Source organism: Parabacteroides sp. PFB2-10, from assembly GCF_029893085.1.
GTDB lineage: Bacteria > Bacteroidota > Bacteroidia > Bacteroidales > Tannerellaceae > QVMG01.
On sequence record NZ_JARXWI010000001.1, the window covers coordinates 304541 to 317487 of the forward strand.

Genomic DNA, 12947 nt, shown 5'->3' on the forward strand with positions numbered 1-12947 from the left:
TTTTTATCGTTTGATCTTATAGATATTGAATGATTGGCTCTGTGCCTTCAACTTCAACACATGGCCTTCTAAAGAAGCGGTGGTTTTTTTAGGAGCAATAAGGGATGGTTCATCCAATGTATTGAATTTCTTCAGGTCATTATCCTGCATCATAATGCATTCACCCAAAGACAAAGCGGTATTTTTCTTCAGGCCGGTCAACGTAATCTGTACCTCTTTCGCAGAAGTAGCCGTATTCACCACCTTCACGATATAACAGCTTTCGTTCTTATCCCATACGGCGGAGGCATACAATCCATCCTGTCCGGTCAACGGGGTCTTGCCCTGCAATAGCTTCAATACGTTTGTTCCCGTATTCTTCGCATAGATCTGTTGCACATAATAGTTAGGCGTCTTTACCACGCGCAGGTTGTCGAACCAGATCAGGTCGGGATTCCACTGCCAGCCATCGTAATGGGCAAACAACGGTGCATAAGTACACATATGAACAATGTCAGCGTTTCTTTCCAGACCGGTCATGAAAGCTGCTTCGGCAAGCGCCGAGTTGAAGTTGTTCTGCTTGCCTGTCGGATGGTCGTGAGCTGCGTATTCTCCGGCAAAGACAGCCGGACCTTTGCGGTCGTATCCGTCATAACGTGCTGCGTTATCTAAGAACCATTTCGGCTCTTTGTAATAGTGTTCATCCACCAGATCCACTTTCAAGCGTTTCATTTCCGGCCAGAGATAATCGAATTGCTTACCATCAGCCGAAGGGCCTGAGCTACCGATAATCTTAATTTCCGGATATTTCTCACGGATCGCTTTAATAAACGGCGGCAAACGATCTACATATTCCGATCCCCATTGTTCGTTACCGATTCCTACATATTTCAGGTTGAACGGCTCCGGATGTCCCATTTCGGCACGCAATTTACCCCAGGTGGAAGTAACCGGACCATTGGCAAACTCGATCAAATCGAGCGCATCCTGAATATAACATTCCAGACCGTCTACCGGCACATGCGCATGTTCGTCATCATTCTGATACTGACAAGCCAATCCGCAGTTGAGTACCGGCAGCGGCTCAGCGCCAATATCTTCCGACAACAGGAAAAATTCATAAAACCCTAATCCGTAGCTCTGGAAATAGTCGGGGAAGAAACGGTGGGTAAAGGTATAATGCCAACGGTTTTCGTTCAACGGGCGGTTTTCTACCTGTCCGACACTTTTCTTCCAGTCATAACGCGTTTCCAGATCGGTACCCTCTACGATACATCCACCGGGGAAACGGAATACACCCGGATTCAGATCGGCCAATGCCTGAGCCAGGTCAGCACGAAGTCCGTTCTCACGTCCTTTGTAGGTATCTGTCGGGAAAAGCGATACATGCTCCAACGCTACCGAACCTTCGGATGCCAGGAAAATGCGCAAACGTCCTTTGTCTACCGTCTTATTCGGAGCAATCTTTATCTCGTACTTTTTCCAATCATTCGAGGTAATTTCCAAATCCTTATTGGCTATGATATTATTCTTATCGTCCAACAGATTGATGCGTATCTTCTGATTGCCCGCCGCATTCACTTTCTTGGCCCATACCGAAAAACGATAGTCGGCATTCGCCTTGAAGCCCATTCCACGGAAACCTTCATTTTCAATTCCGGTATATTTATGCCCGTGTCCCGAATTGGAAAGGATCACATAGTTCGGGTTGTTCGCAAAAGGAGCATTCTCCTTACTAATTGCCACCTTTCCGAATGTGTACCATCCCATCAGGTTCTGCGGGAAGTCAAACGAACGGTTCTTCACCATCTCCGCGTACAAACCACCATCAGCCGCAAAGTTGATGTCTTCAAAAAACAGTCCGTACATGGTTGGTTTAATCTCTGCGCCTACCTTTTTGGTATCCAGCGTCAATTCATACGCCTGCTGCGCAGACAGACCGGCACTCCCAGCCAATAAGGCACCCAAACACAATGCTTTCAAATAGTTCTTCTTCATAATGTCAATTTTATTGTATATAATAATTAGGAATAACTGCTATCTTCAGGGACTATTCCAACCGGAACAAAGCGATCCGGCTTTAGTTTTGCAAGTATATTTATTTTTTAGTGTATAATCAACACTTTACAAAACAAATCACGCACACCCTGTTTTATAACATATTTCTGTCGCTGTCATTTTTATCTGGGAGAACTTGCTGGCCGAGCATGGTGAACCAACTGGTCGAGCATGGTCGACCAGTTGGCTGAGCATGGTCGACCAAATGGCTGAGCATGGTCGGCCAACAAATTGCCGGGGCATCCGTACGGTTATTATTTTTAACGCTTCCTAAATCGCTTTCTCAAAAATAATTACTACGTTTACGGGCAAAATTCATAGTATAAACGCAGAAATAATTTAAACGTACAATGAACAACGCTATTTACAGATTTGCAAATCCGGGAAATGAACCGGTTAAGGCTTATGCGCCAGGATCAAGTGAGAAAAAAGAGTTAAAAAAAGCCATTGCGCAAGTTAGTTCCGAAGAGTGGGATATTCCTTTGATTATTGGGGGGAAAGAAGTTCGCACCGGGAATACCGGTAAGGTGGTGATGCCGCATAACCACAAACATGTGTTGGCCACATACCATAAAGCTGGTGAGAAAGAGGTGCAAATGGCTATCGACGCCGCTATGGCAGCTCATAAGGAATGGTCTGAATTGCCTTGGTTGGAGCGTGCATCTATTATGATGCGTGTGGCCGAATTGTTTGCCACTAAATACCGCTATCTATTGAACGCCTCGGTGATGATGGGACAGAGTAAGAGTCCTTTCCAAGCAGAGATCGATGCACCGTGTGAGTTGATCGACTTCCTGCGTTACAGCGCTTACTATGCCGGACAGATCTATGCCGATCAACCCTATTCTGATAAAGGCATCCTGAACCGTATGGAATACCGCGCACTGGAAGGTTTCGTCTTCTCGCTCAGCCCGTTCAACTTCACGTCGATCGCTTCTAACCTGAATATGGGACCGGCGATGATGGGTAATGTGGCGGTTTGGAAACCATCGACTACGGCTATTCACTCCAATTACCTGTTGATGAAAGTATTCCAGGAGGCAGGATTGCCCGATGGCGTCATCAACTTCATTCCCGGACAGGGCAGCGTGATCGGCAAAGTGATTACGGCAAGCCCGGATCTGGCCGGTTTCCACTTCACCGGATCGACCGCTACCTTCAACACCTTGTGGCGCGGGATGGCTAATAATCTGGAAAACTATAAATCCTATCCGAAGATTGTCGGTGAGACAGGCGGAAAGAACTTTATCTTCGTACATCCTTCTTCTCCGACCTTGGAGGTGGCAACGGCAATTGTGCGTGGTGCTTTTGAATATCAGGGACAGAAATGTTCGGCTACTTCCCGCGCTTATATTCCTAAATCACTCTGGGGAGAGATCAAAGAGCAGATCGGCGGCATGCTGAAAGAGATAAAGATGGGTGATCCGACCGACTTCACCAACTTCTTCAACGCGGTGATCGACGAAGCTTCGTTTGACAACATCAAGAGTTATATCGACTTTGCGAAAGAGGCATCGGATGCGAAGATTATCTTTGGTGGCGGATGCGATAAATCGGTAGGTTATTTTGTAGAACCTACGGTGATTGAAACAACCAATCCGCAATTCAAGAGCATGGTAGAAGAGATCTTCGGCCCGGTTATTACGGTGTATGTTTACGACGATAACAAATACGAAGAGACATTGGATATATGCGATAAGACCTCTCCGTATGCACTGACAGGTTCTATCTTCGCCCGCGACCGTTACGCATTGCAGACTGCGTTTAATAAACTGCGTTATTCAGCCGGTAACTTCTATATCAACGACAAATCGACCGGCGCGGTGATTGCTCAGCAACCGTTTGGTGGCTCTCGTGCTTCCGGAACGAACGATAAGGCGGGAGGCCCGTTAAATCTGATTCGCTGGACTAATCCTCGCTGTATCAAAGAGGCGTTGGTTCCACCAACCGACTATAAATATCCGTTCTTGGGAGAAGAATAACACAATAATGGATAATGGATAATTGATAATTGATAGTAGAAGAAATTCTTTCTATCAATTATCAATTGTCAATTATCAATTTGATAAAATACTATGTTAGACTTTAATAATACCGAAATAGCTTTTTCTTCTAAGTCAAAGAAAGAGTTACAAAACGCCTATATGCTCTATACCGTGATGAAGTATCCCTGGATAGTGAAAGCGGGTAAATGGGCATCCAATATCGCTATAAAGATTCATTTCCCACTGGCATGGATCGTGAAACCGACACTTTACAAACAGTTTGTCGGCGGGGAAACGCTGGAAGAGTGTCGCAAAATTGTCTCTTACTTAGAGAAATTCAATGTAAAATCGACCATGGACTTCTCGGCCGAAGGAGAACAAACACCCAAAGGCATAGAAGCCACCTTCCACGAAACATTGCGCTCTGTCGACAATGCCAAAGCAAATCCGAACATTGCCTACGCCGTGTTTAAGCCATCCACCATCACCCGTGATGAGATACTCTGCAAAGCTTCTGAGAAACGCAAAGAGCTTACCATTGATGAGATCAAAGAGTTCCGGGAGTTTAAAGAGCGCTTTATGGCTCTCTGCCGCCGCGCCTACGATAACGATGTGCGCATTTTGGTCGATGCCGAAGATTATTGTTTTCAGGATGCGATCGATGAATTGACGGATGAGGCCATGCGTGAGTTCAACAAAGAGCGGCCGATTGTGTTTGCTACCCTGCAGATGTATCGCCACGACCGTATGCCTTACCTGCAACGCATTCTGGATGATTCCATCGAAAAGGGTTATTATCCGGGCATTAAGTTCGTGCGCGGCGCCTATATGGAGGAGGAGAGAAAACGCGCGGCTGAAATGGGTTATCCTGATCCGATCTGCAAAGACAAACAGGCGACCGACGATAATTTTGATGCCGGCGTGGCGTTTGTCGTGGAGCATATCGACCGGATGGAGCTTTTTATGGGTACCCATAATGAGGAGAGCAACTACAAACTGGCGAAACTGATCGACGAAAAAGGGCTGAAACGCGATAATCCCCGCATCTTCTTCTCGCAACTGATGGGCATGAGTGATAATATATCTTTCAACCTCTCGCATGCAGGTTATAATGTAACCAAGTATGTGCCTTACGCACCGGTACGCGATGTACTGCCTTACCTGTTGCGGCGTGCCGAAGAAAATACCTCGGTAAAAGGACAAACCGGACGCGAATTGCGTATGTTGCAGATTGAAATGAATCGCAGGAAGAAAGAGTAGTCAGGAGTTAGAGTAGTCAAAGTAGTCAGAGTAGTTAAGTAGCAAAATATAATATTGCAACTTAACTACTCTGACTTCTAAGGAGCACAGCGACTGCTGACTACTCTAAAACTATTGCATGCTTTGGGCTACATCATAGCCGGCTTTCAAGGCTTTGAGGTTCATTTCGACCACCTCTTCACCCTTACGTCCGAAGATACTGCGTATGCCCTCTTCGATCTTTTCGAAATCGATTTTCAGGAAAGGAGCGGCAGCGCCCAGCATCACGATATTGGCGGCGCGACTGGTGGCTACCTCTTTCGCGATGGCCTCCACATCTAATACCACTTTGTGCGGCAGTTTATTCAGTTCTGCCTCTACCTTTTCCATCTCCGGATAATTCGGGATGTTGATGAAAGGCTGTGAATTGGTCACCAACCAACCATCTTTCTTCAGGAAAGGCAGGTAGCGCAGGCTTTCCATCGGCTCCAAGGAGATGATCAGATCGGCCTGTCCCAAGGCAATCAGGTCGGAAGCGATCGGCTTATCAGACAAACGCAGGTTGGATTGCACATCGCCTCCACGCTGGCTCATGCCATGTACTTCAGCTTGTTTCATATACAACCCCTCTTTCAGGGCTGCTTCGCCAATGACGGCGGCGATGGAGAGGATGCCCTGGCCTCCTACTCCGGATAGGATAATATCTATTTTCATTTCTTTGCGGCTTTACGTTTTCTGGCATAGGTTTGGATACACTCGCGGCGTGGGATAATCACCGACACGCCTTTGTATTCGATCTCTTCGCGGATGATGGTTTTCATCTCTTCGAAATTCTTCTTCAAAGGCACCATCACGCGGATATGAGTCGGATCCACCCCGATCCCGGCGCAGATAGATTCGATTCGGCCTGTGCCGGCAGAGTCTTGTCCTCCCGTCATAGCGGTGGTCTCATTGTCGGAGATAATGATGGTGATCGGTGTATTCTCGTTCACACAGTCCAACAGACCGGTCATGCCGGAATGGGTAAAGGTGGAGTCGCCAATCACCGATACAGCCGGGAATAGGCCGGCATCGGAAGCCCCTTTCGCCATGGTGATAGAGGCACCCATATCGATACAGGTATCGATCGCGCGGAAAGGAGGCAAGGCACCCAGTGTGTAACAGCCAATATCGCTGAACACTTTGGCCGCTCCATTATATTCTAACAACACTTCATTCAATGCTTCATACACATCGCGGTGGCCACATCCCTGACACAAGGCAGGCGGGCGTTGCTCTACGACTTCCGGTATCGCATAGAAACTCTCGATCTTTTTGCCCAGTGCGCGGCCTACCGCGTCGGGATTCAGTTCGCCTTCGCGTTGCAGCGTTCCGTCCAATCGTCCGTGAACGATAACTCCTTTATTCAGGTATCCTTTCAGTTGTTCTTCCACCATAGGGAAACCCTCTTCCAGTACCAGGATCTCTTTACACTCAGCGGCCAGTTTCTCTACCATTTTGCGTGGAAGAGGATACTGGGTAATCTTCAATACCGGGTGTTCGAAGCCTTCGGGATAATTCTCCGACAGGTAGTTGAACGCGATACCGGTGGTAATGATTCCCAGTTCTTTATTGGGTGCATCGAAATATTGGTTGTAGGTTGACTCTTCCGATTCTTTGGTAAAAACATCCTGCGCCTCTAATAATACTTTATAGCGTTTGCGAGCCAGAGCAGGAAGAAGCACAAAACGCTGACGGCCATCCGCCGGTGTACTCATTGGATTCTCTTCCTTTTGCGGACGGGTAACCACACCGGCACGGGAATGCGCCATACGAGTGGTGATACGCAACAGGATAGGATAACCCAATTTTTCAGAAAGAGCAAAGCCATCATATACCATGTCATATGCCTCCTGTTGATTGGAAGGTTCCAATATAGGAATCATAGCAAAGTTGCCATAGAAGCGGTTGTCTTGCTCGTTCTGGGAGGAGTGCATCGAAGGGTCGTCGGCCGTAACAATAATCATCCCGCCATGAATCCCGCTCATCGCAGCATTCATAAAGCAGTCGGCAGCCACATTCAGCCCCACATGTTTCATACAGCAAAGGGTTCGCTTCCCTGCATAACTCATTCCCAGGGCTGTTTCCATCGCCGTTTTCTCGTTTGTGCTCCATCGGCTGTGAATGCCACGTTCCTTCGCGATCGGGGAAGCCTGGATATATTCCGTGATTTCAGTGGAAGGGGTTCCCGGATAGGCATAGACACCGGAAAGGCCGGCGTCGATAGCCGCTTGCGCAATGGCCTCATCCCCTAAAAAAAGATGTTTTCCCATATAGATTATGTTTTCTATGATGATTGTTGACTAATTATGTTTCGGCACGTTATGACGCACAATGGCGCGCTGTGACGCCTACAAATATACGCCTTTTGGTTTTATCACCGACAAAAACCTATCGAATATTCCTTCGGTTGAGTTCCTGCCGGTAGCGGTTTGCGTTGTTGTTGTGTTCCCGCAGGGTAGAGGCAAAATTATGCCTACCGGAAAAATCCTCCTTGGCAACCATATAGAGGTAGTTGTGTTTCGCATAGTTTAATACCGCATTCAGTCCCTGAATGGAAGGAATACGAAGCGGCCCGGGTGGCAAGCCCGGATAGATATAGGTATTATAAGGCGAATCCACCTCGAGATGCACATAAAGAATACGTTGAAGCATAAAGTCACCCACGGCATATTTCACCGTCGGATCGGCCTGCAAAAGCATGCCCCGGTGAAGACGATTGATGTAAAGACCGGCTACCACCGGAAACTCATCCGCCACAGCCGTCTCTTCCTCTACGATAGAGGCTAAGACAGCCACCTCTGTCGGAGTCAGCCCGATCGACTCCGCCTTCTTCCGGCGTTCGTCCGTCCAGAAAGCATCATACTCCCGTTTCATGCGGGTTAAAAGAGCGTCGGGCGATATGTTCCAATAGACCTCATAGGTGTTCGGAATAAACAAACAACGGATTGTCTCCAGATCGAAGCCCAACGAATCGCAATAGGCCGGATCGGTCAGGCGGTTCAGAATATCTTCGGACGAGAGCATCAGCTGTTCGTCCAGCCGTCGGGTCAGATCTTCCAGGAAACGTATATTATTAAAGGTAATACGCGTAGCAGTTTGCTGCCCGCGTCGCAGTCGATTCAATAGATCCAGGTTACTCATTTCCGGCTCTACCGCATAACGGCCCGTACGCATGGTCTCGGGATAATGCAAGCGATTGGCCAACCAACGAAAGCTTCCCTCGTTTGAGCAGGCGGCGGAATCAGTCAATTGGGCGCATAAATCATCGAAATTTTTTCGCTCATCCACATAGACATAGACCCTGTCGGAGGGGTTGAAATTGGGACGCATAGCCGTTTGATACAGCCAATACCCTGCCGCTGCGGCAACAAGCAGTAAACTAAAAAGGATCCCTAAAGCAATGACCCATTTGGAACGTTTGGTAACACCCATCTTTATAATGCTTTGACTATCAGAATAAGCAGCAAAAGTAGCATCTTTTTCTTTAAAAAACGCGCTAAAAGGCTTTGTTTATTGAAAATTACGGCTATCTTTGCAGCGCAATTCCCAAAGAATAAACCCGGGAAATGAAGGAAGTGTGGGTGAGTGGCTGAAACCACCAGTTTGCTAAACTGACGATATCGTAAGGTATCCGCGAGTTCGAATCTCGCCGCTTCCGCAAAAAGCCTGAATTTTCAGGCTTTTTTTGTGCCCGAACCTGAACAAAACTCCCAAATCAATGTGTAAGCAGAAAGTGGCATTTTTGGCCAAAACTTACTCCTTTTACTTACACTTCAATTGTTAACAAATACTAACTCCCGGGACTTTGTTCACAAAGTCCCGGGTTTTTGATGAGATTCTCCCGGCAAAATATCATTTTGTCAAAATGACGTTTCTTAATTTTTGGCTATTTACGGGGTCAGTTTTATGGACAATCCGGCAGGTGTACCACTTCGGACGTTGAGAACATGATCTTTATATCCCTTTTTGCTAAAGACGATATCTTTTTCTCCCGGGATGTCGGGATAGGAAAATGTCCCGTTTTTATCCGAGTATACGGGTACGCCCTTGCCAAAGCCGGCATTGTAGGGTACCACCGTGATGGCTACGCCTGCCAAAGGCCGACCTGTTTTGGCATCGGTCACCGTGCCGGTAATGTTTTCGGTATGGTTCTTTTCGACCAGATCCAGTGTGTTGCTGGCAAATGCATTACGTAGGAACACCCGCGTGGTATTCACAGAGAACGGCATGGTGCAGGCACTCATATAGCCGGGTCTACTCACCTCGACGTAATAGGGACCGCCCGCCGGGACATCACGCAAAATATCGTCGCCATCGTCGGTGCCTACGCTTTGCAATGGGTCGCCAACGGGAACGCCATCCAACGTTTTCAGTTGGTAGGATATCTCGGTGGATTTCGTACCGGTGCGCAGGTGAACCTCCTGCCATTTGCTTAGGGTGATATCCCTGTCCGTTACATTGGAGGCCAGTAAGAAATTGTAACCGCCGCCGACTCCATACACCGCCTTGTTGGCCGGATAGACACGATCATTGGGATCTAAGCCATAACTCCGTCCCAGGTTCAGATACAATTCACCGGCTCGTGCATCTTTCACCCGTATATGGTGACCGAATCCGGTTCCGCTCACATCCACTGCCACCGCAGCGAAGGGTTTGTTCCGGCTCTCTACCCTGGCATCGATCTCATATCTACCCTGCGCATCCGTCTTGTAAGGCCCGCCCAATATTTTGTAAGCGTTGCCTATATTCAAGATATATACGTCGACACCCGCCAAAGGTGTGGCGTCGCTACCATCGGATTTCTCGCCACCGTAGACGGTTCCGCTTACCTTATAGGTCAGGCGGTGCAACTGTATGGTTTCGGTTATTATATCGGTGTTGGTCACAGCAAAAGCGCTTCCTTCGCCAGAGAAATAGCTTGACTTTTCCGCCGTAACATAGTAGCCCGTACCGGCCGGCACACCGGGTATATGATAATTGCCGTCCCAGTCGGATTTCGCTCTCGCTACGACCTGATCGGCACTATTGAAGAGCGTCACTTCCGATTCTACGCCGATGAAACTGCCGGGAGCCGGCCCCGGAGTGTCGCAAACGATCCGTCCGCTCACGGTGTAGCGCGGGGCATTGCCTACATACACTGTTCCGCCGCGACTGAAAATGGCCGGTTCATAATCGGTGTAGTCGTAGTAACACAATATATTGTCTTTAACGTAATATTTATAAAGATCTGCCAAAGGATCGGTGCTGGCCTTCCCCGCTGCATCCTTGATAGTTCCTACGCCATCGAAACCCGGATCGCCGGCTTTCAACACCTGGCCACGCCAATTGAATAGCGTTACGTCAGTAATCGTAGCATCAATAGCATGTTCTCCTGCCGCCGCATCGGTTTTGGCTCTGAACTTCAGGCTGAGAATAGTGTCCTTATTGACCATTCGGTCGCCCGAGGCCGTGATGGTGAGCCTGCCCTTGGAAGCGTCTGCAGTATCGATCTCGTAGGTGAAATCATTGGAATTATGCGTTGACACATATTCAATATGAGCCGCGTCGAACCGAACGATCATCCGGTATCCGGCGACTCCGCCCGGCACACCCAGCGGAGTGGCCACACGAATAACGCCGTTATTGTAAGGCGCAGCAGGCGTGGGTTCGGTAGCCGGGCTCTGGATATCGTTCACAGCAGAGGTGCCGAGGGTGAAAATATCGAAGTCTACCGTAAAGAGATCATCAGGTTGTACGTAGTTGTCGGAGGCCGTCAATACACCCTGGTAAACGTGCTTGGCAGGACCGGGAAAGGCTTCGTTCACGGTCGTCGTAGCTACTCCGGTATACTCAACCTCTATTTTATCATAGAATTCGTTGCTTTCAAGAACCCTAACCCTGAGGCCGAGATTGGGATCTTGCCAGACATCGCCCTCTTTCAGGCCACTATTGCCGGTACATAATTTAAAGCCCCCCGCGCCGTGGCCGGTTTCCCATGTGGGATTGGCAATCATATTGATCACCACGCCGCTATTGTCGCCATTCATGGTATTGTCGGCACCCAATGGTTTGCGTACTTCTAACGCATAGAAAGTCGGGAAAGATTTGATGGCATGCGTTTCGCCGCCCACCCACGGGTTGGTAAACCAGTCGTACCAGTTGTAGTTTCCTTTTTGGGGATTCCAACCATTGCCCCATAATGCTCCAAAAGTATCGCGGGTACGCCATTCCTTGGGTATCACAACCATCCTGGTCTCAATAGCCGGATCGTCCGTATAGCTGCCGCCGTCGCCCGGGTAACTGCTTAAGGCGCGGACGGTAACGATCTCTTTTTCGCCAGGCAATATCACTTTAACCTCATTATCTGGGATCCAACCCGTGCGAAATTTCCTCCAAGCTGTGAGATCCTGCGTGTCTTTTCCGAACTTTTGGCCAACGGTGCTCTCGCCGGTATTCCTGTAATTGACGGCGCTATTGACGCTTTTTCCGTCGAGCCAGGGCATCCAACCATAGTAATAATCATCGAACATACCCATGCCATGCAGGAATTCATGCATACTGATGCTGACAGCATGCCTGGGGTCACCGCGCGACCATAGGTTTTTTATGCCGAACACGCCGGAACCCACTACGCGACCTTCCCGGGTTTTGACACCCGGCTCATGGCGAAATTCGCTTTCGCGCTGCGGGAGCGCCTGGTCGTTAAAGGAGAAGGAGGTATCGAGGCCACCGCCTCCCTGCAGTCCTGCCCGATGACCGAAGGCATTGATGGGCACGATTGTGTAAATAAAGTCAATATCTTCTATATCCAGACCCGGTATGTCGCGATAAGCCGCATCGATGCCCGCCTGATGGAGCCGGGCGAACTGGCGGTAATCTTCACAATCGGCAGGCCCCTGCACGGCATAGCCTATCATCGGCCCGTCCAGGTGAAACCAAGGCCATCTGCCCGTTTCCGGATCAAGCCCCTGCACCTCTGCCAGCCGCTTATTGAGACATTCTACCTCGATCTCCATTTTACCCAGGGAAATCTCGTTGACGATCTGTATCAATCCCTTGAAGTCGTCGGCCGGATCAGTACTTTCCCAGGTGAAATGGGCAGGAGGCATATTCTTTAAGCCATTCGCTCCGTAATAGTGGTACCCGGGCGATCCGGCAAAGCCGTTGGAACCGAAAAAGGTACTCTCGTAAAGAACCTGCGGATTAGACAAATCGTAAACAGATCCCTGGTTGCGGAAGATATTTCTCTGCAAGCCGTAAGATACACCCACCTCGCCCTTCAAGTCGGCAAAATCCACGGCAATCACGTAGATCTTAGCCTTGCCGGAAGGTCTGTCCGTAGGGAAAAACAACGTGCCCCCTCCGGCGAAAAAAGGATCCACCACCCCATTGGTCAAGATGGAATTCGGTTCAAATTCCCTCTGAGTCACCGCATTTTCCGTACAAAATTCACCGGCGTGTTTATCATCTACTACGAATTGGCGAACGATATCCGCGTCCGAGACTGTTTCGCACCTATTGGCGGTATCGGGTTCTGGGTCGGAGGTTCTCATGTGTAGCTGCGCATCCAATGGACAGAGGCCGACCATAAACAATAGACTTAGTAAAAATAGCTTTTTCATACGAAGACAGATTAGTTATTGACGTGTTCGTTCGACAGATCGG

At 48.7% G+C, this 12947-nt stretch carries 7 protein-coding genes and 1 tRNA gene; 3 read left to right on the plus strand and 5 right to left on the minus strand.

What is annotated here, in order from left to right:
• Positions 1-3 precede the first annotated feature (3 nt).
• Entirely contained in the window at positions 4-1977 is a 1974-nt protein-coding gene (locus tag M2137_RS01300) for an alpha-L-arabinofuranosidase C-terminal domain-containing protein (protein ID WP_280764650.1), read from the minus strand.
• A gap of 410 nt (positions 1978-2387) precedes the next feature.
• Between M2137_RS01300 and pruA the strand changes: the two genes are divergently transcribed.
• Both pruA and M2137_RS01310 read left to right on the plus strand, forming a co-directional pair.
• Positions 2388-4019, plus strand: coding sequence for an L-glutamate gamma-semialdehyde dehydrogenase (gene pruA, locus M2137_RS01305; protein WP_280764651.1), 1632 nt, complete (start codon positions 2388-2390; stop codon positions 4017-4019).
• A 93-nt stretch (positions 4020-4112) separates the two neighbouring features.
• A complete protein-coding gene (locus M2137_RS01310) occupies positions 4113-5282 on the plus strand; it encodes a proline dehydrogenase family protein (protein WP_280764652.1) in 1170 nt (389 codons plus the stop codon).
• 111 nt (positions 5283-5393) lie between these two features.
• On the opposite strand, the gene M2137_RS01315 is transcribed toward M2137_RS01310, so the two are convergent.
• From M2137_RS01315 to mltG, 3 genes are all read right to left on the minus strand, one after another.
• The gene (locus M2137_RS01315; protein WP_280764653.1) at positions 5394-5975 is read right to left on the minus strand and encodes an indolepyruvate oxidoreductase subunit beta; all 582 of its coding nucleotides are present in this window, start codon (positions 5973-5975) and stop codon (positions 5394-5396) included.
• The gene (locus tag M2137_RS01320) at positions 5972-7573 is read right to left on the minus strand and encodes a thiamine pyrophosphate-dependent enzyme (protein WP_280764654.1); all 1602 of its coding nucleotides are present in this window, start codon (positions 7571-7573) and stop codon (positions 5972-5974) included. Before M2137_RS01320 ends, M2137_RS01315 begins: the two co-directional genes overlap by 4 nt.
• A 118-nt stretch (positions 7574-7691) precedes the next feature.
• Complete coding sequence (gene mltG, locus M2137_RS01325) at positions 7692-8735, minus strand: endolytic transglycosylase MltG (protein ID WP_280764655.1); 1044 nt, start codon at positions 8733-8735, stop codon at positions 7692-7694.
• A gap of 139 nt (positions 8736-8874) precedes the next feature.
• Here mltG and M2137_RS01330 point away from each other — a divergent pair.
• A tRNA-Ser gene (locus tag M2137_RS01330) sits at positions 8875-8961 on the plus strand.
• Between the two features lie 232 nt (positions 8962-9193).
• Here the strand turns inward: M2137_RS01330 and M2137_RS01335 are convergent.
• Positions 9194-12904 carry a carboxypeptidase regulatory-like domain-containing protein gene (locus M2137_RS01335; RefSeq protein ID WP_280764656.1) on the minus strand — a complete coding sequence of 1237 codons (3711 nt, stop codon included), beginning with the start codon at positions 12902-12904 and terminating at the stop codon, positions 9194-9196.
• Positions 12905-12947 lie beyond the last annotated feature (43 nt).

Excerpts from the sequence above, each read along its gene's own strand:
- M2137_RS01315 (WP_280764653.1), bottom strand. The coding sequence starts at position 5,975 with ATGAAAATAGATATTATCCTATCCGGAGTAGGAGGCCAGGGCATCCTC.
- M2137_RS01300 (WP_280764650.1), bottom strand. The coding sequence starts at position 1,977 with ATGAAGAAGAACTATTTGAAAGCATTGTGTTTGGGTGCCTTATTGGCT.
- M2137_RS01335 (WP_280764656.1), bottom strand. The coding sequence starts at position 12,904 with ATGAAAAAGCTATTTTTACTAAGTCTATTGTTTATGGTCGGCCTCTGT.
- mltG (WP_280764655.1), bottom strand. The coding sequence starts at position 8,735 with ATGGGTGTTACCAAACGTTCCAAATGGGTCATTGCTTTAGGGATCCTT.
- M2137_RS01310 (WP_280764652.1), top strand. The coding sequence starts at position 4,113 with ATGTTAGACTTTAATAATACCGAAATAGCTTTTTCTTCTAAGTCAAAG.
- M2137_RS01320 (WP_280764654.1), bottom strand. The coding sequence starts at position 7,573 with ATGGGAAAACATCTTTTTTTAGGGGATGAGGCCATTGCGCAAGCGGCT.
- pruA (WP_280764651.1), top strand. The coding sequence starts at position 2,388 with ATGAACAACGCTATTTACAGATTTGCAAATCCGGGAAATGAACCGGTT.